The sequence below is a fragment of the Spiroplasma eriocheiris genome (assembly GCF_001029265.1).
In the GTDB taxonomy this organism is placed as follows: Bacteria; Bacillota_I; Bacilli_A; order Mycoplasmatales; family Mycoplasmataceae; genus Spiroplasma; species Spiroplasma eriocheiris.
On sequence record NZ_CP011856.1, the window covers coordinates 1,040,373 to 1,066,970 of the forward strand.

The window sequence follows — 26,598 nt, forward strand, 5'->3', positions numbered from 1 at the left end:
TTCATTTTTATTTATGATTTAATTCATATATTTTTGCATTATCACCATATGTTCCAACTAAAATAGTACCATCATGAAGCTGACAAAGAGCCTCACTAAAAAATATTTTGTCAATACTTTGGGGTGGAGAAATTACCATTTTAACTGAGCCATCTTCATTTAACTGTATGGCATCACCCTTGACGTCAACAACAAGAATAGTACCATCTTGAAGTTGAATTCCCGCAGTAAAGCGAGCGACTCCAGGCAAGGGAAATTGGGTAATTAGTTTAAAAGTACCATCTAACCCAACTTGAAAAATACTATTAGAAATAAGTCCTAGAATATTTCCATTTTTTAATTGTATTAAGAAACCATCAGAGTCATTTGTAGTATTTTCTCCCTTGACAGTAGGAAATGACCACAATTGCTGTTTAATACTCCCGTCAGGATTTAATTCAAAAATATTACGATCAAAGCCAGACAATAAAATTCTGCCATCGTTTAATTTGCTTATTTTTCTCAAATTTTTTCCTTTAGCCTTTTCATCAACAATAGTTTTTTTAATGGTTCCTTTTAAGTCTGTCACATAAATAGTCCCATAATTATTAGGAATTAATAATGTATCTGGTGATAATTGAAAAATATCAGTAAGTGGTTCTTTATAAGTAGCCAATTTTTGATGAATAGTGCCATCAGAATTTAACTGATATAAACTGTAAGAACCTATTGCCAAAATTTGCCCATTTTTTAATTCTCTTATAGCAGCAACATAACTCTTGAAATTAGTTTCAACTAATTTTTTAATAGTCCCCACATGAGGATTGTAAACTCGATAATAAATTCTTATTGTAGTATCACTAATATAAAAATTGCTCTTATCAATAGCTGAAACATTTGCTTCGGTACTAATAATCTCACTAACAATAACATCCGACATTTTTAGATAAGGATTTTTAGCTTGCAAAGCATGGCGAATAGTATCTTGAGTATTATCCAGAATATCACCCAAATTAGAATCGGTTAAATCATCAGTAAGTAATTTTTTATTTTGAACATTTAAATAAACTGTGGCCTGGTCAGCAGTAATGTAAACCATACTTCTTTTTGGATTAACACTAATAATAGCTTGGTGTAAAGATGTTCCGGACTTTGTTACATTTAACTCACTAATTACTAACTGGGGATTATCAATTTTAACCGCATTCAAAATATCAATCGCTGAACTTGTTGTATTAATTGCACTACTTATAATTTGTTTTTGCAAATGAGTTTTTAAAGTTATTTTATCTGCTAAAAATTCGACTGTTAACTTTGAATCATTTTTGTAATGGGTACTACCAGCTTTCGTAAAAATAACAGCTTGGGTTTGCGAAATGTTTTTTAGTAAAACATCATTGATCACAACATCTGGATTTTTTTCTTTGACTGCTTGCAAAATTGTAGTACTTTTATTATCAGATAATTCACCTAATTCTAAATTTTTAACATCCGTACTTAAATCAATTCGTTTGAAATTTTGCTGGCTAATCGCACTTGCAACTTCTTTTGAAATAGTAAAATAAAATCCTAATCCTCCTGCTAAACCAGCCGCTGCCAACACAATTAAAACTAACAAGACGATTAAAAAGTTACGACGCATCTTTGTCATATGCTTCATATTATGAAGATGCATCACTCCTAACTGGTTAATCTTATGATTCATATTCTTCATAAAATTCATATTAGCTTCATTTAAATTTGGAGTTGTTAAATCATTTGTGGGCGGAATAATAATTCCAGGATCATCAAAATTATTATTATCATGGACTAATGTAAAAGAGTCTTGATTAGAAATTGAGGATTGACTATTATTAATAACATTTTCTAAAACAATGTCTTTGTAAATTCCCCGTTTATCAAATAAGGTACTTTTCACAAATAACCCAAAATGACGATTAGCACAGCGCAAATACAGGACTATTTTAATGTCATACTCTTCTTTTAATTCTACTAAACTCTTATCTTTAATTTCTAAAAAGATTAAATTTTTCAAAAAATCTGGTCTTGTTTCCTTAACAATTTTTAACTTATCTTTTAACTCCTGTGCACATGAGCGACACAAAAAATTAACATCCGCATTCTTCATAATTAATATGTTCTCCCATTCAAAAATTAATATTGCAATAAAATTAATCTAAAGTTATTTTACAAAAAAAAAAAAAAAAGCAAGATAATACATTAACTTTGCTTTTTAAATATAATAAAAAGTTTATTATTCCTTGGTAAAATACTTTTTATCTAGATCCTATTCATTATTCAATTCATATATTCCATTACTTGTTCCCATCAAAATAGTGCCCGTGTTAGTTTGAAATATTGATACGGGAATCGCAACTAAGACATTTTGACCAACTTCCGTTTTAATTGAACCATCATCATTTAATTGGTAAATTTTACCACCATTTCCTTTGTTTCAATAACCAGCAGCTAAAATAGTTCCATCTTTAAGTTCAACTATAGTGTGAAAAAAACTAAAATTATCTACCTGATCTACCACTAATTTAAATGTTCCATTTAAATTAACTTGATAAATTTGGTGACCATTCACTACTAAAATAATCCCATTCTTTAATTTTACTAAACCATTTATCCCATATTCATTTGGTAATTTGACTATTTTATTTTTGATTGTTCCATCAGAATTTAATTCATAAATATTTCCCTTTGCTCCTCCTAGAAGAATCATCCCATTTTGTAATTGAATTATCGCTTCTGGAGTTTCAGTAATATTAAATCCTAGTTTTTTAATGGTGTCATTGACTAGGTCTAATTCAAATATTTCTCCTCTTATATCAAGAATTCATATTCTACCATCCAATAATTGGATCATATCCGCAATGCTTTCGTCAACATGGGAACTTAATTTATGTTTTACTGTCCCATCTAAATTTAATTCATAAATAAACTCTGCACTAGAAGCAAGTATTCTACCATCTGTTGTTTGGATAAAGGCGAATGAATCAAATACCTCATTAATCTTGCGTTTAACAGTACCAATATGAGGATTATATATTCGAAAATAAACTTGTACTTGTTGTCCTGATATGTATGATTGACTATCTTTTTTAGGAGTTAAAAGGACTCCATTATTAGTAATTGAATCATTAATAATTTCTAATTGATTAATATCTACTTTGGGATTTTTATTTTTTACAGTCGCTAAGATTGTCTCTGGTTTGTTATCATGCAGATCACCAATGTTAGTTTCTGTTAAATCATTAGAAAGCATTTTCTTCCCACTACTATTAAAATAAACAGTTATTCTATCGTTTGGTAAATATATTGTACTATTTTTAACAAAAATATCAGTTTGAGTCGCCGTACTTGATCCCAGATCAACTGCTAAATCTTGAATTATTACTTGTGGATTTTCTTTTTTAATGCCAGCTAAAATATCCTGCTCTTTTGTTGGTTCATTAACTTCGTTAGTAATAACTTGATTATGGATATCAGTTTTTAAAGTTATTTTATTAGCTAAATATTCCACACTAACTGTTGAATTATAATTATAATGACTACTAGAAGATTTGGCGACTAAAGTTGCTCTTGTTTTTGAAATATCTTTTAGCAAAATATCATCAATGATTATTTTATCATTAAGAGCTTTAACTTTAGCTAAAATTGTTGTATCTTTATTATCAACAATTGATCCTAATTCTAAATTCTTAACATCTTCGCTTAAATCAACCCGGTTAAAATTTTGCTGACTAACGGCACTTGTAACTTCTTTTGAAATAGTAAAATAAAACCCTAATCCCCCTGCTAAACCAGCAGCAGCTAACACAATTAAAACTAACAATACAATTAGAAAATTACGACGCATTTTAGACATATGCTTCATATTATGAAGATGCATCACCCCTAACTGGTTAATCTTATGATCCATATTCTTAATAAAATTCATGTTCGCCTCATTCAAACTAGGAGATGTTAAACTATCTGATGAAATAGCAACAATACCAGATTCGTTAAAGTTCTCATCTGGCAATGTTAGATAAGAATCATTTCTAGAAATTACTGGTTGCTCATTATTAATAACATTTTCCAAAACGATATTTTTATAAGTACCTTTTTTATCAAATAAGGTGCTTTTCACAAATAACCCAAAATGGCGATTGGCACACCGTAAATACAACACAATTTTAATATCATACTCTTCTTTTAACTCTACTAAACTCTTATCTTTAATTTCTAAAAAAATTAAATTTTTTAAAAACTCTGTTCTTATTTCTCTGATAATTTTTAGCTTATTTTTCAACTCTTGTGTACACGAACGACACAAAAAATTAATATCCGCGTTTCTCATCTTTAATATATACTCCCATTCAAAATTAATATTTTTGCAAAATTAACTTAAAATTATTTTACCAAAAAAAAAAAAAAAAACCAATTAAGTGCATTATTCATAATATTATATCCGATTATTAAATTTTATTATTAAAAATTGACTTAATAAGTTAATTAAGTCAATAATAATGCCGGTTCTCTATTTAAATGGTTTTTAAAAATTTTATTAACTCCAAAATGAACAGCCAAAATCATTAATATTGAAAAGACAAAGGTAAAAGCAGTATCGGAAATTCAGTGCATACGTTCAACAATTAAGGCAAAATTTATTGAAATAATGTGAATTAATCAAATTACAAATAATCCTTTTACTTTTCAGTTTACTTCTTTATTATCACTATTTTTTAAAAATAAAATAATTAACGCCCCGGAACAAAAGGTCGCATTAATATGACCACTTGGAAAAGCATACTCTCATGGGAGATTAAAAACTGGCATATTAGGATTATCAATTAAACTAGTTGGTTTCCACCAAGGGTATTGGTATTCTCACGGAATATTATCAACATAACCGCTCCCTAAATTATAGCCATATTTAAATTCAGATTGTTGGAGGTAATGGCTTAGTAAATCCGGGTGAGCTCTTATTAAATCTCCAAAAATAGCATTATAATAATATGTTCGTTGAGTTGATCCCTTTAAAATAGCTACTACTAAATAAGTAATAATTAAGAAAGAAACCCCTTTCACGGCTTTAATTCATGCTTGCTCAGTTAAAATTCGGTTTGTTTTAACTAATTTAAAACGAACATAGTATAAACCTAATCCTAATAAAACTGTTTGGTAAATAAAAGCTAAAATTGAACCAGTCAATCGATATTTCATACTATCAAGTAAAATATAATCAATCCCAAACCCAAAACCTTCATCCGTTGTGGGAATAAACGCAATCGTAAGAGAGTTGCCAATAACTCATCCTAGTCCTACGATGATATAATAACTATTTACTATTCAATAATTATTTTTAAATTTTATTTTATTCCGTTTAATTTTAACTAAAAATAACGTTTCTAACAAAATTGCTAAATAAATCAATAAGACAACAAATAATTCAGTATTACCTAATTGATTATAAAAAAGAGCTCAGTATTTGCCAAATTCATTATTTAATCCACCCGCTAGTACCGCCGCAATTTGATAATCAACACCATATCACGCGCTTGCAATTAATAATCCTAAATTAATAACAAAAATTATTAACAGAGGGATCGCAAAAAAATATCAATGGGAATTTTTGTTCGTGAAAAAATTAGCCTTAACTGACCTCGTTGGATTCGTTGACTTCATTATTTGACTGTTTTATTTTAGTTTTAATTTTTCCGAACAAAATTTCTCATCAAGTTTCATGTAATTTAGTATTAGTTTGATATTGGTAAATTGGTTTGAAAAAGTATGGAATTGCTAAACCAATTAAAATAATACCAAGACCGCTAAAGAAAGCAACCACAAATTGCCAAGGGCGTGGTAATTCTTTTAAGCCTAGGGCTCATGTAATGTCTCCCACAATGTAATTTGTGCCAAAATAGACATTAAATAACTCAACTAAGGCTAACACAATAATTCCCGTAATAATTGCAAATTGAAATGCTCGTTTTGAAAACTTATAATCTGTGAAATTAAATAAGTAGATATACATAAAACCAAACAACGTTAAGATATGGCCTAAAAAGAAAACATAATAGGTTCATTCAAAAATAGTTGGTTGTTTACTTGGAAAAATTAACGTTAAAATTGGCCCCATTACTCCTAGCGGGAAAAAACAATCTAGAAAAATTCTTTTTGGATATAAAAGCATAATAATAGCTACTCATGCTGAAATTGTACAAGCATATAAGGTAAAATAATTGGCAAAATGTTGCCATCCCTGGTTGCTTAACATTTCTCAAAATTGGGTAGCTTCCGTAATTAATAATCAAGCAACAATTGCAAAGCGTAAATACCAAGTTTTTGTTGTTTTAAAATAAAAATTAGGAAAAACTCATAAGCTTCCAACTAATAAAATTGCAATAATAATTGGCAAAACTCAAGAAAATATCACCATTTTTTTACCCCTTTAAATAGTTAATTTCAAATTCTTAAATACTATTTCTTAAAAATGATTTTAAAATAAAAAAGTATTTAAAAATTATCCCATTGTTTTAACAAATTGATTTTGATAGTATTGTTTCTTCATATCATTTCAATTTCTATAAATAATTATACTATTTTTTAAATAAGTTTTTTTAAAAAAAAAAAAAAATTCTTGGAAACCTTACTTTATTTTCAAAAAATAACAAAAAATTTCTAAAATCCTCTGGTGAATTTTATCTCCCTTAGAATTAAAAAAAACACCCAATGGGTGTTAAATTTTAATAATATTATTAACTTATTATTAAGCATAAATTCCATACCGGTCAATTAAACTTCTGGTACGACGTTCTAACAAAATAAACAATGTGGTATTTAAAATATATTTTGCCAGAAAAATCCCAAAGAAGATAGCTAAGAATGTTAAAGTATGTTGCCAACTACTGAAGATCCCATCTAGTCCGCTTTCCCCTTCATCAACATCAAAACTTTGGTGACCAGTTGATAATAAAATTTTAGCAACTAATAATACCGCACAAGCTTCAATTAAAGCACAAATGGGAACAATTATACTAAAAGCGGTAATTTTCTTTGTTAATCCAATTGTACCAATTCGGTGGTGGTGATCATGGGGTTTTTTAACAACATGATATTCATGAATATCATGGTCTTCAATATTTTCGGGAACTCGTGATTTATAATAAGCATTAAAGACAATGTAATAGATAAATCAGGTAATGAAAACAACTAATATATTTGAGACCATAAAGAAGAACATTTCAATTCAGGTATGGTGGCCATCAATTAAATTATGTATTCATGGTAAGGCAATCCCTTCTAATAAACTAAACCCTAACCCAACAATTGAGATCGAATAAATTAAGACTAGTGTATCAAAGAACCGTACCCCAAAAGTTGCTCCCCAAGGCATGGTAACATCAAAAATTTCAATTAAACTTAATCCAATTGCAATTCCTAAAAAAACAGCAGTAGCAGTGATTTTAAAAACAATTGAGCGGTGGTTATATAATTCTTTATCAAATAATGATTTTTTAATTCTTGTTAAAATACTATCATTTTTAACATTTAAACTAACAGTGGTATTTTTTTCTTTCATTTTTTACTCCTTTTTACTATTTATAAAAATTATAAATAGTAAAAAATAAAAGTCAACTATTTTTAAATTTTTTTTAAAATATTTTCACCTAACAAATATTTAACCAAAATAAAAAAGTTATGATCTCATAACCCACGTTCTGTTATTTATATTGCTATAAATCACTAGTTATTTATCTATTTAAATAATTTCTATTTAAATTCCGTTCTTTCTTCCTTTTTAAAAAGAACAGATTCCCTTACCAAAATTTAGGTTTCTCGCTTGTGGGGTTTACCCGTTCCACTTTCTAAATTTCTTTAGAACATCGTCACTGTGGCACTTTTATAGGTACGGCGCATATTAACACATTAACTTAGCGCTAGCTACCAGCCGTCATAGGTTCACCTATGCCTAACCTTATGGTTTCGGTTAGCACAAACACTACAATCTTCGCAGATTGTGCGAGCGTGGAGTTTCCTCTATTAACTTTAATTAATAGCAACTAGTTCGACCATAACTCTTTTATAATTATATCAAAGATTAAGAATTCGCACCATTGATTTTATTTTTTGTAAAGAAAAGATATAATAATAACAATAAGTGAGGTAAAAAATGAAGAAAGTTTTCATAGCATACCATCTTGGAAAAGATGATGAATACAAGAACCAGTTTCTTGAAAAATTTCAAGAAAAAATTAATATTACAAATGAAAGTTATTATCCTGAGGAAGTTAATGATCGCTTGTTTAGTGACCAGGATCTTATCAACAAAATTAAACAAGAAGTTTTACAAGCCACAAATGTGACAATTGTGTTAATTGGGAGTGAAACTTGAAAACGAAAAAATGTGGATTGAGAAATTGCTGCTAGTTTACAAAAACCAAAATCTTTAATTCTGGGGATTTTCTTGCCAACTAACAATAACTATGGTTTTACCAAAAAATTGATTGATGAAAAAACAATCCCCGCCCGGTTATTTGAAAATTATAAAAAAGGATATCTCCAATTATATAATTGAAACCCCATTAGTATGAAACCATTCGAATGGATTAGCGCTGCTGAAGAACAAGCAACCCAAACTGCCCATAATAATTTAGCATTATTACGGCAAAATCGATAAAATAGTGATCTTAGCACTATTTTTATTTTGGTAAATTTTCCATTTTGCAATAGATTAAATATTGAACCCCAAACTGTTGTTCAAGCAGGGGGTTGATTTCTTCAAAATGTTCAATAATTAAAGTATTAATTTGGTCCTCATAAAAGTGAACACCAACTAAAAGGCCTTTCTTTTCAAAATAATTACATAAAAAATATGTTATTTTAATCTTTAAGTTAATAAGTTCGCTAAGGGTTAATTGTTCGTTAATTTCTTGTGCGCACATAATTTTTGGTTCCTTACTACTATATAAAAATGCCAACATAATAAGAATTCTTATTAAGTCGGCATTTTAAATACTCTCTTGACTATTTATTTGATTACTTTAATAATATCATAGAATAATTCCTAAATAATTAAGAACCCACCACCTTTTTTAATACAAAGAAAATGTTTTAGAATAATTAATGCTTTTTGTTATGGTTTTGAATCATTAATAACTCATGATGGAGTTTATTAAACGTATCAAAATCAATTGATAATAACATTAACTCTTGCACTTGGTAAGCAAAAGAACGAATAATTTGAAAATAAGTTTTATTATCATTACTATAGAAAGAATTGACATCTGGGGTTGGGGTTAACATAATTGGCCAACTAAAATGTTCATAATCAGCATTGGTTAGGCGTTGGTTGGCATTAATTGTTTGCTGTTCCACAATTGATTTTAAACTACTCCGATATAATTTTATTAACTTATTTTTGCGTTGTTCATAATCTAAAATTTCAACAAAATGGTGGTATATAAACTTAATTTCTTTGTTATTGATTGTTTCAAGTTTAAATTTAGTAGGAACCTTAAAATTATTAGCTAAATACTCATCAGCAATTTCAACTAGTTTGTGATGATAAATATACTGGATTACATCATATTTTAACCATTTTAATTCTTTAAAATTGACTAAATAAGGATGAGTCAAAAAACTACTCATTAAGTTTGTTGTTAAATACTTTTGACCAATTAGTCATAATTTCAAAAATTTCTGGTGGTGAATTTTCGTTTTAAAAATAATGTGGTGAAAAAATCAATCCGTAATGTTAACAATTACTTTCATAATATCTTGGTAATTGGCAAAATTATCAATTAAATTCTGGTTGATTTCACAGTCATCATTAGCAACGGCCGAATTAGAGTAATCTTTACAATTAAAATTAATTAATAAATTATTATTTTTCTTAATACGAAGTTTTTTCATCTGTGACCTCCTTGGTGATAATTGATAAGTTACATTTTAATTTTTTTAATAAAAAATTGAATTTTCTAAAGATAATAACCTCGTTCTTGTTTGATAACCACACATTATTATCAATAACTTCCACACGGTTTTCATAACCTACCACATATTTTTTCTATCTATTTAATTATACTAATTTTTAAAGAAAAAATGGGATAAACGCAGAAAAAAATAAAAATTAATAACTAATCGTTATTAATTTTTCCTTCTAAATTATGAATTCTTTTAATTAAATCTGCTTTACTAAATCCTTCTTCTTCTAATTTTGCTTTTTGGGCTTTTGTAACATCTAATTTAGCTTTGAGAACTTCATTTTTCTCTTGTAAATCAGTTAGTTGTTGTCGTAAATATTTAATTTCTTTATTATACTCTTCAGCCATGTTTTCAAAAACTCGATAATCCGTGGCGATCATATCTAGAAATAAATCAACTTCTTGGGGGTCATAACCCTGGTAGTCAACTTGAAACTCCTTATTAACAATATCAACGGCTTTTAATTTTATACTTTTCATTTTTTATCACCTCTTTTAAAGGAAACATCTGTTTTAAATGTTAAATATCAATTGAAGAAAGGACTGGTGTCATGATTTTACCAAATAACCGGGGGATGTTTTTGGAAGAACTCATTAATTATACCATTAATGATTATCGCAAGCGTAACCTCGCCATCATCTATAAACGACCCGTAGAGATTATTCCGGTTGTGAAAAATGGCAACCACATTAGTAAGGCTTATTTTAAAGAAAAATCAACATGTGACTATTATGGTTTATATCAAGGTACGTATTTAGAATTTGAAACAAAAGAAACTAATCAAACAAAATTTAATTTAAATTCTTTAAAGCAACATCAATTTAAACAACTAGAACTTGTTAACTTGCACAAAGGTATAAGTTTTATTATTGTTTATTTTCGCTATTATGACCGTTATTTTTTATTGCCATATCACGCCTTAAACAATTGAATAGTAATGAACACTACCAAACAGATTCCACTGCAATATTTTGAAGATAAGGGCTATGAATTATCAATATCTTATCCATCGTTGTTAGATTTTATCCATATTCTTAATCAGTTAATCAGTTATATTTAGTTAATGATTTTGGCTTATTATTAATATAAGCATCAATGTATTTTACTAACTCATGAAAAGTAATTTTATTATTTTGATGATTATTAATAATTAATGTCAGTTGAAAATCAGAAATTTCGCGGTCTAAATATTTATTTAAGGTTTTTTTATTATCATCTGTTAATGGTTTGGCTAAAATATTATTAATTTGTTGATATAAGAACTTCCGTTCCACATTCATTTGATTGTTTTCAATGATAATAATAATTTTATCAAAAATTGGTGACAAATCCATTTCTAAACCACTTTTTTTCATTTTAATATTAATAAAACCTTGTTGTTTTAATTGATCTAACATTGTTTTCGCTTTTTCTTCTGTAAAATTTGAATGCGTAGCTATTTCCAAGGGGGTAATAAATCTTTTATCAGAAGAAGAACAGTTCATAATCAACATGATTAACACTAACTGTTCTTCTGATAAATTTATTAACTTGTAATGATTCAGTAAGAATCTTCACTTATTGATACTACCTTTGTTAAATAAACTATTTAACATTGTTTGTAATTATATTCAAATTAAATTAGTTTAATGCATCTTTTAATTGTTTAGCTGCTTTAAATTTAGCTGCTTTAGATGCAGGAATTTTGATAGTTTGCCCAGTTGCTGGGTTTCTTCCATCTCTAGCTGCTCTTTCAGAAATTGAAAATTTTCCAAATCCAGCGATTGATACTTCTTGTCCTTTAGTTAAAGTATTTGAAATTTTTTCAAAAATGAAATTAACCATTCTTTCACCATCGGCTTTTGATGTATTAAATTCTCCAGCTAGTAATTCTGCTAATTCTTTTTTTGACATAATTTTCCACCTCTTCTAATTTAAACCTTATATTTCGTAGGTTTATGTTATTTTACATTATTTTTTATAAAATGTATATAAAATATAGAAAAAAAGACATTTTTTAAAAAATAATTTTTCTGTTCAAAAATTAAAAATAACTAGGAAAAACCTGGTTATTTTGCAATTTCAACTTCTAGTAAGTACTCTTGGTTATCGTTTTTGCGCAAGAGATTAATCCATGGCTTTTCATCCAATGGTGTATTTTCATAATTAACAACATCCTGGTGACCATCTCACGGTTCCACACAAATAAATTTTGCATCATCATTGCATTTCCAAATAATAACATTTGGATAACCAGTGGTACGAATTTTAATAACCCGGTTTGGGTCAACTACTAAAATATGGTCAGTTGACTGGTCAAATAATGCATAGCATTGCGATTTTGAAAAATCATATTTATCCAAAAAGATTTCATTAATGTTTTCCGTTGGTAAATTATCAGTTAAAAAATTATCCAGTGGAACATGGGTCAAAGTTTGTGGCCGGTCAAAAATTACTTTTCCTAAATGATCATCACAAATAAAGGCGGGATGTCATCCAAAATTATAGGGCAATTTTTCACTACCATTATTAACAATATTAACTTTATTAAGTAACTTATTGCCTACTAACTCATACGTAACATATATAATAAATTTAAATGGATACTGGTCTTGAAACTCATCAGTACTTTCATATCGCACTGTTAAAATTGTTGATGAATACTCAACGACTTCTCAATTAATAATATTACGAAAAAAACCATGACCATTCATTGAGTAAGTTTGGCCATTATAACGATATTGATTATTAATTAATTTACCGGTAATTGGAAAACAAATTGGTCATGATTTTTTTCATACATTATCTTTTTGATAAACATATTCTTTATTGCCTTTTTTTAATGATACTAGTTCAAATGGATCTTTGCTAATTTGGGCGGTTAATTCACCATTATCTAGAATATACATTTTTCCCCTTCTCTCTATTTTCTTTACCATTATAATACAAAAAAAGCCAAAGCGGCTTTTTTTTCATTAAATTAATACCCACTTTGGTGGCTTTCACCTCTAACAATTGCAACCCCACCACTAGTTCCGATTCTAGTTGCTCCAGCTTCAATCATATTGATAGCGTCTTCTTTTGTGCGTACTCCTCCGGCTGCTTTAACTTGGTAGTTATCGCCAACTGTTTTTTTCATTAAGCGAACCGCTTCAACAGTAGCTCCACTTTTATTAAATCCAGTTGAAGTTTTAACAAAATCAGCTTTCGCTTCCATTGCTAATTGGCAAGCTTTGACAATTTCTTCATCAGATAATAAGCTGATTTCAATGATAACTTTTAAAATTCGATCTCCGGCTGTTTTTTTACAAGCAGTAATATCATTTAAAACTAGGGCATAGTCTTTTGATTTAAAAGCCCCAATGTTCATTACCATATCAATTTCATCTGCCCCGTTATTAATAGCATCATTAATTTCAAATGTTTTAACCGCGGTAGTATTTGCTCCTAGCGGAAATCCAACTACTGTGCAAACCTTCACATCACTATCTTGTAATAAGCTCGTTGCTAAACTAACATTTGTGGGGTTAACACATACCGAGGCAAAATCATATTCTTTTGCTTCGGTACATAGTTTAATAATATCCTCCATTGTCGCTTCTGGTTTTAACAAAGTATGGTCAATATATTTATTTAACTCCATCACATTTCCTCCTTATGTTATTCGTTAATATTAACTAATTCTAAAACTCTAATTGCTTCAATTGTTAAATCTAATAATCGTCGCATTTCGTTAATATCATTTACTTTAATTATATTGATAAATTTCTTTAATTCATAGACTATTTTGTTTTTATTTCCCTCTTCGGTAAATAACTGCGTTGTTTCATTTTGAAAACGATCATAGATTGCTAAATTACTTAGCATTGTTAAATGATCAAATGTAATTGTATAGTCATAACTTAAAATTTCACTTTTGCTAATTCCAGTAGCTGCTTTGGAACAGACAATATTAGTAATAATATCATTTTCATGGCGTATAATCACAACGTTATTAATATCAACATTGTTTTTTAACTTATGACTCATTGCTTTAACTTCTTTTACTTTTCCAAATAATGCAATTGCTAACTCCACAGGGTAAATTAAAGCATCATATAAAGAACCCTTTCCAAGATTTTCATCAAAAACCGAATGATACTCATCTATTAAAACTTCTTTCATACGACTTGAATATTTGTTTCAATGAAAACTTGCAATAAAGGGCTTAATTTTATTAACGTTTTCACTTAATACTTCATATTCAGGCAAGTGAATTGGTTTAAAGGCTTCCATTAAAATAACATTATTCACCAGGGCAACCTGTTCTAAATCCCGTGCTTCATGGGCACTAAATGCTAATGGTTTTTCTAAAAAAACATGTTTTTGTTGTTGCAAAAAATATTTAGCTTGTTGGTAATGTAATCCGTTGGGAGATGCAATATAAATTGCATCGATATGATCTAACATATCTTCAAAAGTAGTTGTCATCCGTACTTGCAAGCTATTTTTTAAAGAGAAAATCTTGGCTTTTTCCATACTGCGTGAATAAAGACAACTCAATTCAATATCTTTGATTTGCCGAGCAGCATCAATAAACTCAGTAGCAATATTACCAGTACCTATAATCCCAAATCTTAACATAATTTCACCTCTTATCTATTATTTTATGCTATATTTGTTAAAATCACAAAAAAGTATTTTAAATTTCATTCGGAAAAAGAAAAAAACATTTTATTAAAATGTTTTTATGCTTTAATTATTAATAATTAAGCGGTAGTTTTAATCCTAAAAGTAATCTTATCATTAATACTTTTAGCATTAAAGAATTGTGATGTTCCGCTGATTTTCACGATATATTTAGTAGCATCAGTAGAATCAAGCGCACCAGTTAAACTAGCGGTATCAAAGTAACTATCAGGAGCATTGGGTCCAAAAAGTTGTTTAGTAGCAGCTGCTTTTAATTTAGCTAAATTTCCCTTATCCGCTTCAGCAACTTCAATCACTTGCCGACTAGCAGGTAACCAATCTTCTAAATAAGGCTGTAAATTAACATCCTTTCATTCAACTTGGCCGGTAAAACCACTCACATTTGGTTTTGCTTTAAAGTTAACTGTCGCATCTGATAAATTAAGGATTTTGTCAACAAGAACAGGGGCTGATATGTTAACCTCAACTTGTGATCAGTCAAAATAGTTAGTATAAATTGCTTGAATTGCAGTTTCTAATCCCCGCGTAAAATTAGGATCAGCATCTTGACCATAAACACCATTATAAGTTAAATTAAGTTTTCCATCTTTTGTTACTTGTTCATACGTTAGTCTACTTAAATCAATTCCTGAGGCAATTGGGCTTGAACCCCCACCTCCCGGTGGTACACAAGCAACAACTGAGGTTGCACTAATTGTCGCAATTGAAATAGCTCCTAACATTGCTAATATTTTCTTCATATCGAAACTCCTTCTCAAGATGTGGCACTTTAATGCTTCATATATTAATAATTATAACCTATTATTCTGGTTTGTCATCCTCCAAAAAAGGATTAATTGGTTTGGTATCCGAAGAAGAGTCCTTTTCAACAAGGGGAGAATTTTTTTGGTTTTTTAATTCTAACTGTTCTTTTTCTCATTCTTCCGAAGCTTTTCATTTTTCTTTAACTAAGAAGATTTTTTCTTCAACCCGCACAATTGATTCCAATACAGACACGGCAATGGTTGCCACAAAAACAATTGGGAACCACACATACCAAAAAATACAAATTCCATTTGGAGTTAAAACATGGGTGTTTCCTAAAATTGTATAAAATAATGTAAACCCAAAAATAAAATATTGGGTAATATAGAAAATATACATAAACAAAGTATGTTTTCTAGTAAATTGAAAGGCTGTTTTTTTAATTTCATGCGCGCGCACCACATGGTATAGAACAAAAATTGCAATCGCAAAACCAATTAACACATACGCAATTTTATACCCCGTATTGGCACTGACCTCTCACTTTTGCATTCCTAAAATTAAAAAAATAACCAATAATGCTGAATATAATACTATATTAGCAATACTAACTAATGATTTAATGGTAATTGCTTTCATTTTTTCCCCCTATTTTAAAGTTCTTTCTCATATATAATAGCAGATAATAAAAAGATTGGTGCAGTTTCTGCTCGTAAAATTCGTGGTCCTAACGAAACACTATGGTACCCCATTAATTGAAGTTCTTTAATTTCGACAGGTTCAAAACCACCCTCTGGACCAACAATGACAGTAATTGAATGATAATCTTGCTTTAAAATCGTTGACAAAGAATTTGCAAAGTTTTCATTTTCATAACAAACAATATTTACATCACTTAAATAAGACTGTAAAGTTGTGAGATCATTACTAATATTAGTAATTTTGGGAATTGAATTCCGATAAGACTGCTCACTTGCTTCTTTACAAATTTTTTCTCACCGTTTAATTTTACTATCATTATTTTCGTTGGCAAGGCGCACAACACACCGTTTAAATTCAAAAGGAACAATTTGACTAACTCCTAATTCGGTTACTTTTTGCAACATTAAATCCCACTTATGGCTCCGAATTAACCCAGCAATTAAGGTAATTTTAACTTGTGGATCATGGTTTTGAGTTAATTCACTAATTTTAGTAATTACTAGTTGTTGATTATTAAGATAGGTAATTGTTGCTAAATAATGATGCTGTTGATAAATACAAATAATTTGAGCCTTATTTTTTAACCGTAAGACATTTTTAATTTGATGTAAATCAGCATTTTCCAAATAAAATTGATTATCAACTAACCTTGTTGCAAAAAACCGATGCATTGTTATCTTAAGACTCCTTTAAAATTTTAGTCATGACCTTATCTAGTTTATTATACAATATTTCTTTTTCTTTCGTGGTATGAATTGTAATCTTATGGGGATTTTTCCCAAATAATTGTTTTTGAATTTTAATAATATTTTTTGTTTGGTTTTTACTTTTCCCATCACGCTCAAAAACACGGGTGTATAAAACTTTTTTGGGAGCAGTAATAAAAATTTTATAATCAAACTTAATTTTAAAAGTATTTAGGGTTACTGCTTCAATAATAACATTACTATTATGGTATTGCTTTAATAATTGCATGGTTTGATTTTCAACTAATGGTCATACCACCGCATTTAAATCATGATTATCTAACTGATTGTTAAAAATAATATCCCGTAATATTTCTTTATTAATTTGGTTATTTTCATTAACAACATTATCATATTTTTTACGTAAATAGTTTATTACAACTGGATTTTGCATACATTCTTTCGCAAAAAGATCAGCATTAATATATTGAAATTGATACTTTTCTACTAAATATTGACTAGCAGTTGTTTTGCCACTACCAATATAACCATAAATTCCTATTATCATTAACATAACCTCATTTCTTTTAAAGTGATAATGCTTGTTAATAAAGTTGATATTAGTTATTTATTTAATCTTAATAAATCTTGGTTAGTAATAATATCAAAAATGGCCTGCGCAACAGCACTCGTTTCCGTGGGAGTATAATGCACCCCATCATATTTCACCTGGTCTTCCGCACCCGGGTTAGCAAATTCTTGCATATTTAAAACCGGAATGTTATATTTACTAAAATAGTTTTCATAAGCACCTGGTAAAGTAGTTAATAACTCGCCATCATTTAAAGTAATTGCTTTCGGAGGACAAATTACTAATACTTTGTAATCTGGTTCTTCATAATTATCAACATATAAATTTTTCATTCCCTTGATAATATCATGTAAACTAGTAACAATTTTTTCTTCAATATTAAAATCACTTAAATTATTATATTTAGCATACGCATCATAGCCAAAATAATCATTTGTCCCTAAAAAAATAATAAATAAATCAAAGGGTGAGGTTTTGGCATATAAAGCGCGTAAATTATCCATTGCATTATCCTGGGGAAAGCCAAAATCAACTAGGGGTTTTACAATTGTTCGTCCCGGTTGCGAATCAGTTCTAATTTCAATATTAACTGGTTGATATTCTTGAGCTAATAAATCAGCTAATTTACTTGGTCAGTTATCGCCAACTGCCATTTTCCCTTCCCCCATTGGTAAATACCCATAAGTTAACGAGTCACCAAGAATTGTAATTTTTTTTGTCATACGGTTTCCTTCTTTCTTTATCATAATTAATATTTTATCTTATTTTTACTTATTTAGGGTTTTACGCGTAACATTTTTTGGAAAAACTCAATTACTCATACCAATCCAAAAAAACTAGCTAGGGAAATCACCGCATTTTGACCATTGATAAAAAACTTAACTCCCGAATAAATTAAAAAGAATAATGCAATAAAGAGTGAAGCAAAAATTCATAAGAGAATAATTAAGATAATCACTGCTCATTCTCAATAGTTTCTTTTTAATTCATTATTTAACTCTTCAGGACTACGAAAACGCGCTAATAAATATCCAAGTGGTCACGTAATAATAAACCATAAGTATGATAAGGGAATTAATAAAATAAAAATCACCGTTTTAGCTAAAGTATCATTTTGTTGGTTGGTTGTATTCAAACAAATCATCTCCTACTATATTTTTAACTATACAACTTTCGTAGCGCATATGCTACTGGGGGAAAGATTAAAATTACTAAAATTGTTTCTGGTAAATAATTAGTTGCTAAAATAATTCAGGTAAATGCTTTAAAAAAAGCAGTGTGCTCAGGTTCAGGATATACCAAAGGACCAATAAAATACATAAAAATTAACACAAACAAGGTATTGAATGACGAAGTACTAATGGCAATTATTAAATGAAAAGTTTTTAAATAGTGTTTCTGAAACCATGTTAAATGAATATCATCATTATGATAAATTTTTGCTTCCACACAATCACTAACTTTATTAAAACCATAGGCAATTGTTCCCACACATAAGCCCATTAAAACCCGCGGAACAATTGAAAACAAGGGATTAATAAAAATGAAGGCGGTTGGGCCAGGGTATAATAGTTCTTGCACTAACGAAGTTAGTCCAAAAACTAACCCATAAATAACTCCTGCAACAATTAAATTAACATTAACCGTTAAATATAAGGCATATGTTCCAATAATAAATAAAATATGCATTAAAGTCAATTTAACAACCCCGACATTAATATAACCAAGGGAAGGAACAAGACAAAACAACAAAAAAATGGAAATAATAATACCATTAATTGTAATCATTCTTGTTGTGATCTTTTTCATTAATTTAATCTCCTACATTATTTTACCACTTTCAAGTTTTAATTTTGTCAGTATCAGCAATTGCTACATAGGGTAAATTACGTAAGCGTTCTTCATAATCTAGGCCAAACCCAATTAAAAACGCATGGGGAACATCAAAACCAAATCAATCGGGTACCAAGTCTACTTCCCGCCCCGCTTTTTTATCTAATAAAGTAACAACTTTAACCGATTTGGCTCCTTTTAAGATTAAATAATCTTTAATCATTTTAATAGTTTTCCCACTATCAATAATATCCTCAACTAATAAAATATCACGTTGGTCAATTGGAATTGGTAAATCAAGAACAATTTTGGGCGCACCATTACCTTTAACCCCACCAAAATATGAGGATACCACCATATATTCGGTTTCACATTCAATTGTTAAATGGCGAATAAATTTTGCCATAAAAGGAATGCACCCTTTTAATAATCCTAAACATAAAATTGTATTATCTTTTAACTTATGTTCTGGTTGCGAATAGTAAGCACTAATTTCAGCTCCTAATTCTGCACAACGTTGATCAATCTGTGCTTCTGATATTAAAATTTCTTTTACCAAGGGATGAGTCATCATGGATTTTTAAACCTGCCTTTTCTTTTTTCGAATATTCCAATTATATATAAAAAACAAAGACTTTAAAAGATAAAGTAACCAAAGAAATTAAAATATTTGAGAAAAAAATAATAAAAACATCTAAGAAAACTCTTAGATGTTTAAAATTAAATATTATTTAAAACTTTCAACATGTTTTTTTAAATTGTAAAAAGTTTTAATCCCATCATATTCGGCTGCTTGTCCTAACTCATCTTCAATTACTAATAAACGGTTGTATTTTGCAATACGATCACTTCTTGACATACTTCCAGTTTTGATTTGACCAGTATTTAAAGCAACTGCTAAGTCAGCAATTGTGGTATCTTCTGTTTCACCTGAACGGTGTGAAACAACTGCTGTTCACCCAGCTTTTTGCGCTAATTGGATAGTATCAATAGTTTCAGTAACCGTTCCAATTTGGTTTAATTTAATTAATACTGAATTAGCTGCATTTTTAGCGATTCCTTCAGCGGTAATTTTTGGATTAGTTACAAATAAGTCATCTCCCACAATTTGGATTTTGTGACCCATTGTTTTAACTTGTAATTGGAAACCATCCCAGTCGGCTTCAGCTAATCCATCCTCAATTGAAATAATTGGATATTTATCAACTAGTTTATCTAAATAAGCAACCATTTCTTCAGTAGTCATTGCTCATTCTTGCCCAGTCACTTTTTCAATTTTTTTAAAGTGGTATTTTTTGTCATCAAAGTATAATTCTGATGAAGCACAGTCCATAGCAATCATTACCCCGTTTTCACCTGGTTTGTATCCTGCTTGTTGGATAGCTTCTACAATTAAATCTAACGCTACTTCGGCAGGAGTATGCGCTTTAAAAGTATCTAAATTTTGGTTTTCATAAGCTCAGTTAAAGTGCGGAGCAAATCCCCCTTCATCACCAACTGCGGTAATGTCACCTTTATCATGTAAGATTTTTTTCAAAGTGTGGAAGATTTCTGCTGATCATCTTAATGCTTCACGTAAAGTTGGCGCTCCAACTGGCATAATCATAAATTCTTGGAAGTCAATAGCACTATCGGCATGTTCTCCTCCGTTAATAATATTTAACATTGGAACTGGTAATTTTTTAGCATTAACCCCACCTAAATAACGGTATAATGGGATTTCTAATTCACTAGCTGCTGCTTTGGCAACGGCCATTGAAACTCCTAACATTGCGTTAGCTCCTAAGTTTTTTTTGAAATCAGTTCCATCTAAAGTAATCATAATATTATCAATTGCAACTTGGTCAGTAACTTCTAACCCAACAATTGCATCGGCAATTTTAGTGTTAACATTATTAACGGCGGCTAAAACACCTTTCCCTTGGTAACGTGATTTGTCCCCATCACGTAATTCTAAGGCTTCACGGCTACCTGTTGATGCTCCTGAAGGAACCATCGCTGATCCATAACCACCAAACTCAGTTCATACTTCAACTTGAACTGTTGGATTTCCCCGTGAGTCTAATACTTCACGAGCGTAAATTTTTTCAATTTTTGACATTTGTATATCTCCTTTTTCCTAACCATATAATTATAAATATTTACTACTTTATTATATTACTTGAACTTAAAATGTAAACCTACGAGGGCAAAAAAATGTAGATTTTATCAATTTTTAAATAAATTAAACAAAGATAATATTTAAAAATTCACAAAATTTTGACTTAATTAATATGTTATATTATTATTTGTGAACATTTAAAATGTCAAAACTAATTATTAAATATAAAATTTATCATCATATTTTCACAAAAATAACTTAATAATTAAATTTTATATTACTAAAATATTTTTTAATTTAAAAAGGAGAATACTTTATGTTAAATAATAAAGACCTTGAAAAAATTAAAAACTATTTTATGAACGATCCTAATCTAGCTGAATTTAGTCCCTTGTTTCAAAATTTTTTTAATGCAAACATGTCAAAAGTTGATCATCTTGACTATATAAAAATTTTACAATTCTTAGTTATCATTGCTGGTAGTCCGCAACCAAAAACACACCTGCTTTTTACAGAACTTGAAAAATTAAGTGAAGAAAGAGTATCACTAACTCTATCAGAAAAAAATATTCATTTTATCTGACTTGGTCCTCTTACCGCTGAACAAACAAGCTACATAAAAATTTGGACTTATATAAATCCTGACTATAACATTATATTATGAACCGCTCCCAATAGTTGTTTACTAAATGTTTTTAAAAAGCATTTAATAGAATTCGCAAATAATAACCCCATTAAAATAATTTTACTCCAAAATGAATTTTATAATAACTATTATTTAAGGAATCTGGAAAAATCATTTAATCAATTAGCAATACAATTTTTATTAGACAAAAAAATAATTGACAATCCCACCGCATTAAACGAAATAATCGCTAATAATGAAAAAGAATTATCGCTCTTAGTAAGTGAACTTAATCTAATTCATTCCCAAAAAGAAGAATATATTAGAGACATTAGTACTTCAGGTTTAATTTTTATGGATGTTGAAACTTTACAAGGCTTTTTTAAAGATATGTATCTGCGGCAATTGCCCTCTGTTCTTTCTGACCGGTTACGATATAACATTCTCAAAGAATTTGGCGGCTTTTATGTTGACATTGATACAATGCCAAAAATTAATTGATCTTTAATTATTGAGAAATTAGAACAACAAACTTTTGATGAAGAATTTGAAAAATATAAAGAGGCAATTATTATTCAAATTAAATTTTATATTGGTTCAAAAATGTCCCGTTCAATGTTAGAAAAGAAAAAAATTAAAGCTGCCGAAATAGCAAGTGCACAAGATACTGTTTTAAAAAGATTTGATATTAAAAATGTTCCCTATCTTATCACGCACATTATTTTAAATGAATTTTTGAACTTTTTATATCACCAAAAAAAATTCAATTTTACCTTGGGAGAAAATATAATTAGAATTGAATGTCAGAAAATTATTAATGAAATCCAAGCAAGCGGATGAGAAAACTTACTTCTACCACTTAATAATTATTCTTTTAATAGTCCCTTTGGATTTCAACTTTCAAACATTCAAGGACAACAAGATGGATTTTTAGTTGCCAAGCAAAATAATCCAGTTAGTTTAGAAATGATCAATTCGGTCTTGCTAATTGACCGGAAAATTGAAGATTTAGGGGCAGATTTCATTGATATTGATGAAAAAAATTTAGTTAAAAAATACCAAAAAATATGGGAAGAAGACGAGTTGTTAGCAAATTGAAGATTTGATACTTTATTCTATGAAATTTCTACTTTAACACGAATTTATGTAGGACAAGGTGTTAATAATGCAATTCATAATAGCATTCATAGATTATTATTTGCTTTGAATGAAGAAGAAATTACAGATAAACAAGAAGGTTCTTTAATCAAAGTCATATGAGACAATTTTTGAATATGTTATGGCTCACAAATGATGATGCTTCGGAAAAAGATTTTTCAGACTAACCTAGCAACAACTTGTACGATTCCCCAGCTAAGTTTAGCATGACATACTGATAAAATTGCTAATGATTCACGAAAAAATTTAACAACCAAATTAAAAAAATTACAACAAAAAAATTTAACCACTACAAAAGTTCTCAAAATTTTAACTGAAACTTCAGAAATTGAAGAATTAACCATGGAGGAATTACAAGCAAGTTTATATGAAACTAACCTTAAAAGTGAACACCATCAAATTTTAAATAGTCGTCCTTATGATATTAGCAATTTTCATAAAATAATTCGCGTGTGAAATTATGAGCAACGCAAAGAATATTTTGCTAAAAGAAAGATGGCTTATGAACAACAAAAACAACATCCAAGTGCTAATCGTGAAGATGATTTTGACCGTTAAAAAAAGATAGATTTTTCATAATCTATCTTTTTTATTAGGCAACAACAAACGCTAAGATAATCGCAATAACTAAAGCATAAATAGCTCCTGATTCAGTAATGGCATTCCCAATAATGAATAAGGTTCTAACTTGGTCCCCAGCTTCTGGGTTCCGGGCAATACCTTCAACTGCTTTCCCCCCAGTATAACCTTGTCCAATTCCGGCCCCTGCACAACCAATTGCAGCCATTCCGGCTCCAATATAACTTAAGTTACCTTTGATTTCAACATTAACACCTGTTGCTCAAAACACCGCTAAGCAATTACTTACTAGTTCTAACACAATAATAACCTCTCACTTCTACAATTAAAGTTTTTAATTGTTAAAAATAAACAACAATTCTTATCTTCCTTTAACAATCAAAAAAATTAATTATTTTTATTTTAATGCTTCTAAATGTAGTAATAATTTCTACATTTACGGGTATTATAACATTAAAAAAATAATAAGTTAATAAAAATTTTATAAAAAACCTTAAATTTTTTAAGGAATTTAGTAATTAATGGCATTATGGTAAAGGTGTAATTGCCGCGATTACCGTTAGGTTGACAGTCCAAATGCTAATAAAAATTAAAATAATAACCAAATTTAAAAAGATGTATACTTTTCGACGGCGGACAACCTGGCGTTGAATTGTTAAGCGAGTTAAAACAACTAAGACAAACTGCATTAAAGTTAACATAAAGTACTGTAAATAATCTTGATCATGTAAAATAATATGGTTTAACACACCATCCCCTTGAAAAGCAATATCACCAAAAAAGTTAATAACATTATTATATAAAATTGAGCCAACTAGTCCCCCAAAAGCAATGTTATTTTTTCCCATCTTCAGAAGTGTAAAAGTTGAAATTGTTTCTGGCATGTTCGTTACAAATGATAATAACAATCCTCCTGCTGAGGTTTCGGGAATATGATAAGCATGGGGAACTACACCCATAATTAATGATAAACAAAATGAAAAACTAACTAACACAACAATTGCAACAATAAAAAAAACTAATAATTGTTTCATTGTTAAATGATTTTTTAACTCTTTTTCGGTGGTTTCATCTTCTTCATCATACTGAGCAACTAAGTTTTTATCATAGGTTACTGGTTCTTTTTTATTTTGCCGTAAAAAGAAAAAGATTGTTAAAATATAAGACACCGCAAATAATAATAAAACTCATGAGATATTAATTCCCGGAATGGTATATGCTAAAAAACGAAGGGCATTTAAACTTTCCACCGTAAAATGTTGCGGAATAAAAGTTAAAAATAATATGCAAGAAAAACTTAACCCAATCATTAATAAAATACGATTTCATTTGTTTACCCGAATAAACGATTGACGACGAATAAAAATCAAACTAATAAGAGCAAATAAAAATAAATAATATGAATTTCCCCCAATTGTATTCGCAAAAGATTGCTGGGGAAATCCTGACGCCCCCATTGTCAATGCAATTGTTGTTTCTGGTAAGGAAGTAACGGTTGCTAAAATTAAGGCGCCTGCCACTGATTGTTTAATTTTTTTTCGTGCTGTTCAAGCCACTAAATATTCAGACATATATTTGGAAGCAAAAATAACCCCCACAGCAAAAACTAAAAACGGAATTCAGAGCACTGCTTGGGCTATTTTACCCTCGTATAAATGCATCGCTTTAAATATGTCAATATTTCAAGTAAGCAATTTTCCCATAGTTCTAAATACTTTCTATTTTTTCTAATTAATATTAATTATAATATAGATTAAACAAAAAAAGAAATCTTTATCTAAAATAAAAATATTAACTGAGAAAAAATCCCAAAAATAAAGAAAAAAAATCAATGTTTGAGTTATAATTGATAATTATTTAATGATATGATTAAATAACAAATAAAAAAATAAAGGAGGACACATTATGAATAATGAAAAACCAACAATTTTATCGGGAATCACCACCACTGGAAAATTAACCTTAGGAAATTATATTGGGGCAATAAAAAATTTTATTGAACTCCAAAAAGATAATAACTTAATTATTTTTGTGGCTAATTTACATGCAATCACAATTCCGATTGACCAAGAAGAATTGCGTGCCAATACAAAAACAATGGTTGCTTTATACTATGCTTGTGGATTAGACCCAGAGAAATCAATTATTTTTATCCAATCAGATGTTTTAGAACATACCCAGTTAGGACACATTTTATTATGCAACACCACAATTGGTGAGCTTTCACGAATGACCCAGTTTAAGGATAAATCAGTAAAAATGAAAGCGGAAAACGGTACTGAATACATTCCAACTGGTTTATTGACTTATCCAGCATTAATGGCTGCTGATATTCTATTATACGACGCTGATTTAGTCCCAGTAGGAAAAGACCAAAAACAACACATTGAATTAACCAGAAACATTGCGGAACGAATGAATAATAAATATAACCCTAACTTATTTAAAATTCCCGATGATTTTATTCCCGAAGTAGGTAGCAAAATCATGGACTTACAAGAACCAAGCAAAAAAATGAGTAAATCAAGTAATAATCCAAAATCATACATTGGAATGCTTGATACTCCCGAAGAAATTAGAAAAAAAATTAAAAGTGCAGTTACCGACTCTGAAGGTGTTATCCGTTATGATGTTGAAAATAAACCCGGGGTTAGTAATTTACTAACGATCTACGCAGCTTTAAAAAACATCACAATTGAACAAGCAGTTAGTGAACTACAAAATTTAGACTACGGAACATTCAAAGAAGCAGTTGCTAGCGAAATTATTAAAACTTTACAGCCAATCCAAGAAAAATACCATACCATTATGAACAGTGATCAAATTGATGAATTAATTACTACGGGAGCTAATAAAGCACGTGCAATTGCTGCTAAAAAATTAACAAAAGTAAAAAACAGCGTGGGGTTAAACTATAAACGAAAATAAAAATAACATAATTTATAAAAAGTAC

The 26,598-nt window shown here is 29.1% G+C and carries 28 protein-coding genes and 1 other RNA gene; 4 read left to right on the forward strand and 25 right to left on the reverse strand.

Annotated elements, in window-relative coordinates:
• Positions 1-7 precede the first annotated feature (7 nt).
• The 6 genes from SERIO_RS04715 to rnpB all read right to left on the reverse strand — a co-directional run bounded on the left by SERIO_RS04715 (position 8) and on the right by rnpB (position 8,045).
• A complete protein-coding gene (locus SERIO_RS04715) occupies positions 8-2,107 on the reverse strand; it encodes a PQQ-binding-like beta-propeller repeat protein (protein WP_047791705.1) in 2,100 nt (699 codons plus the stop codon).
• Positions 2,108-2,266: 159 nt separating this feature from the next.
• Positions 2,267-4,327, reverse strand: a complete 2,061-nt coding sequence (locus SERIO_RS04720) for a ligand-binding sensor domain-containing protein (RefSeq protein ID WP_047791706.1) — start codon at positions 4,325-4,327, stop codon at positions 2,267-2,269.
• 155 nt (positions 4,328-4,482) lie between these two features.
• The gene (locus SERIO_RS04725; RefSeq protein WP_047791707.1) at positions 4,483-5,655 is read right to left on the reverse strand and encodes a phosphatase PAP2 family protein; all 1,173 of its coding nucleotides are present in this window, start codon (positions 5,653-5,655) and stop codon (positions 4,483-4,485) included.
• Entirely contained in the window at positions 5,624-6,409 is a 786-nt protein-coding gene (locus SERIO_RS04730) for a TMEM164 family acyltransferase (protein ID WP_047791708.1), read from the reverse strand. Before SERIO_RS04730 ends, SERIO_RS04725 begins: the two co-directional genes overlap by 32 nt.
• A gap of 330 nt (positions 6,410-6,739) precedes the next feature.
• Positions 6,740-7,552: a hypothetical protein gene (locus tag SERIO_RS04735; RefSeq protein WP_047791709.1), complete on the reverse strand. Its 813-nt coding sequence runs from the start codon at positions 7,550-7,552 to the stop codon at positions 6,740-6,742.
• A 123-nt stretch (positions 7,553-7,675) separates the two neighbouring features.
• Positions 7,676-8,045, reverse strand: an RNA gene (gene rnpB, locus SERIO_RS06400) — RNase P RNA component class B.
• A 98-nt stretch (positions 8,046-8,143) separates the two neighbouring features.
• Between rnpB and SERIO_RS04740 the strand changes: the two genes are divergently transcribed.
• Entirely contained in the window at positions 8,144-8,650 is a 507-nt protein-coding gene (locus SERIO_RS04740) for a TIR domain-containing protein (RefSeq protein ID WP_053040855.1), read from the forward strand.
• Between the two features lie 22 nt (positions 8,651-8,672).
• On the opposite strand, the gene SERIO_RS04745 is transcribed toward SERIO_RS04740, so the two are convergent.
• The 3 genes from SERIO_RS04745 to SERIO_RS04755 all read right to left on the reverse strand — a co-directional run bounded on the left by SERIO_RS04745 (position 8,673) and on the right by SERIO_RS04755 (position 10,436).
• Complete coding sequence (locus SERIO_RS04745) at positions 8,673-8,954, reverse strand: hypothetical protein (protein ID WP_047791710.1); 282 nt, start codon at positions 8,952-8,954, stop codon at positions 8,673-8,675.
• 139 nt (positions 8,955-9,093) lie between these two features.
• Entirely contained in the window at positions 9,094-9,885 is a 792-nt protein-coding gene (locus SERIO_RS04750; RefSeq protein WP_047791711.1) for a hypothetical protein, read from the reverse strand.
• Positions 9,886-10,109: 224 nt separating this feature from the next.
• Positions 10,110-10,436 carry a DivIVA domain-containing protein gene (locus SERIO_RS04755; RefSeq protein ID WP_047791712.1) on the reverse strand — a complete coding sequence of 109 codons (327 nt, stop codon included), beginning with the start codon at positions 10,434-10,436 and terminating at the stop codon, positions 10,110-10,112.
• A gap of 71 nt (positions 10,437-10,507) precedes the next feature.
• Here SERIO_RS04755 and SERIO_RS04760 point away from each other — a divergent pair, with 71 nt between their 5' ends.
• Positions 10,508-11,017, forward strand: coding sequence for a Holliday junction resolvase RecU (locus tag SERIO_RS04760; RefSeq protein WP_047791713.1), 510 nt, complete (start codon positions 10,508-10,510; stop codon positions 11,015-11,017).
• On the opposite strand, the gene SERIO_RS04765 is transcribed toward SERIO_RS04760, so the two are convergent.
• From SERIO_RS04765 to eno, 14 genes are all read right to left on the reverse strand, one after another.
• Positions 10,992-11,552, reverse strand: a complete 561-nt coding sequence (locus SERIO_RS04765) for a DnaD family protein (RefSeq protein WP_047791714.1) — start codon at positions 11,550-11,552, stop codon at positions 10,992-10,994. The two genes, SERIO_RS04760 and SERIO_RS04765, sit on opposite strands and share 26 nt — an antisense overlap.
• Positions 11,553-11,577: 25 nt before the next feature.
• A complete protein-coding gene (locus SERIO_RS04770) occupies positions 11,578-11,850 on the reverse strand; it encodes an HU family DNA-binding protein (protein ID WP_025317657.1) in 273 nt (90 codons plus the stop codon).
• Positions 11,851-12,005: 155 nt separating this feature from the next.
• The gene (locus SERIO_RS04775; RefSeq protein WP_047791715.1) at positions 12,006-12,845 is read right to left on the reverse strand and encodes an aldose epimerase family protein; all 840 of its coding nucleotides are present in this window, start codon (positions 12,843-12,845) and stop codon (positions 12,006-12,008) included.
• 71 nt (positions 12,846-12,916) lie between these two features.
• Positions 12,917-13,579 carry a deoxyribose-phosphate aldolase gene (deoC, locus tag SERIO_RS04780; protein ID WP_047791716.1) on the reverse strand — a complete coding sequence of 221 codons (663 nt, stop codon included), beginning with the start codon at positions 13,577-13,579 and terminating at the stop codon, positions 12,917-12,919.
• 17 nt (positions 13,580-13,596) lie between these two features.
• Positions 13,597-14,559, reverse strand: coding sequence for a Gfo/Idh/MocA family protein (locus tag SERIO_RS04785; protein WP_047791717.1), 963 nt, complete (start codon positions 14,557-14,559; stop codon positions 13,597-13,599).
• Positions 14,560-14,684: 125 nt separating this feature from the next.
• Positions 14,685-15,365, reverse strand: a complete 681-nt coding sequence (locus SERIO_RS04790) for a lipoprotein (protein ID WP_047791718.1) — start codon at positions 15,363-15,365, stop codon at positions 14,685-14,687.
• 61 nt (positions 15,366-15,426) lie between these two features.
• A complete protein-coding gene (locus SERIO_RS04795) occupies positions 15,427-16,008 on the reverse strand; it encodes a hypothetical protein (RefSeq protein WP_047791719.1) in 582 nt (193 codons plus the stop codon).
• A 14-nt stretch (positions 16,009-16,022) separates the two neighbouring features.
• Entirely contained in the window at positions 16,023-16,742 is a 720-nt protein-coding gene (locus tag SERIO_RS04800) for an RsmE family RNA methyltransferase (protein WP_047791720.1), read from the reverse strand.
• 7 nt (positions 16,743-16,749) lie between these two features.
• Positions 16,750-17,325 carry a dephospho-CoA kinase gene (gene coaE / locus SERIO_RS04805; RefSeq protein ID WP_047791721.1) on the reverse strand — a complete coding sequence of 192 codons (576 nt, stop codon included), beginning with the start codon at positions 17,323-17,325 and terminating at the stop codon, positions 16,750-16,752.
• 56 nt (positions 17,326-17,381) lie between these two features.
• Positions 17,382-18,071: an SGNH/GDSL hydrolase family protein gene (locus tag SERIO_RS04810; RefSeq protein WP_047791722.1), complete on the reverse strand. Its 690-nt coding sequence runs from the start codon at positions 18,069-18,071 to the stop codon at positions 17,382-17,384.
• A gap of 53 nt (positions 18,072-18,124) precedes the next feature.
• Positions 18,125-18,484 (reverse strand): hypothetical protein, encoded by a 360-nt coding sequence (locus SERIO_RS04815; protein WP_053040857.1) that lies wholly within the window; start codon positions 18,482-18,484, stop codon positions 18,125-18,127.
• Between the two features lie 23 nt (positions 18,485-18,507).
• Positions 18,508-19,158, reverse strand: a complete 651-nt coding sequence (locus SERIO_RS04820; protein WP_047791724.1) for a hypothetical protein — start codon at positions 19,156-19,158, stop codon at positions 18,508-18,510.
• A 22-nt stretch (positions 19,159-19,180) separates the two neighbouring features.
• Positions 19,181-19,756, reverse strand: coding sequence for a hypoxanthine phosphoribosyltransferase (gene hpt / locus SERIO_RS04825; protein ID WP_047791725.1), 576 nt, complete (start codon positions 19,754-19,756; stop codon positions 19,181-19,183).
• Positions 19,757-19,909: 153 nt separating this feature from the next.
• The gene (gene eno / locus SERIO_RS04830; protein ID WP_047791726.1) at positions 19,910-21,283 is read right to left on the reverse strand and encodes a phosphopyruvate hydratase; all 1,374 of its coding nucleotides are present in this window, start codon (positions 21,281-21,283) and stop codon (positions 19,910-19,912) included.
• A gap of 316 nt (positions 21,284-21,599) precedes the next feature.
• Between eno and SERIO_RS04835 the strand changes: the two genes are divergently transcribed.
• Positions 21,600-23,624, forward strand: coding sequence for a TcdA/TcdB catalytic glycosyltransferase domain-containing protein (locus tag SERIO_RS04835; protein WP_047791727.1), 2,025 nt, complete (start codon positions 21,600-21,602; stop codon positions 23,622-23,624).
• 34 nt (positions 23,625-23,658) lie between these two features.
• Here the strand turns inward: SERIO_RS04835 and atpE are convergent, their stop codons facing one another.
• Complete coding sequence (atpE, locus tag SERIO_RS04840) at positions 23,659-23,946, reverse strand: ATP synthase F0 subunit C (RefSeq protein ID WP_047791728.1); 288 nt, start codon at positions 23,944-23,946, stop codon at positions 23,659-23,661.
• A 226-nt stretch (positions 23,947-24,172) separates the two neighbouring features.
• Entirely contained in the window at positions 24,173-25,348 is a 1,176-nt protein-coding gene (locus tag SERIO_RS04845) for a sodium:calcium antiporter (protein ID WP_047791729.1), read from the reverse strand.
• Positions 25,349-25,550: 202 nt separating this feature from the next.
• On the opposite strand from SERIO_RS04845, the gene trpS reads away from it, so the two are divergent.
• Complete coding sequence (gene trpS, locus SERIO_RS04850) at positions 25,551-26,573, forward strand: tryptophan--tRNA ligase (protein WP_047791730.1); 1,023 nt, start codon at positions 25,551-25,553, stop codon at positions 26,571-26,573.
• The last annotated feature ends 25 nt before the right edge of the window (positions 26,574-26,598 follow it).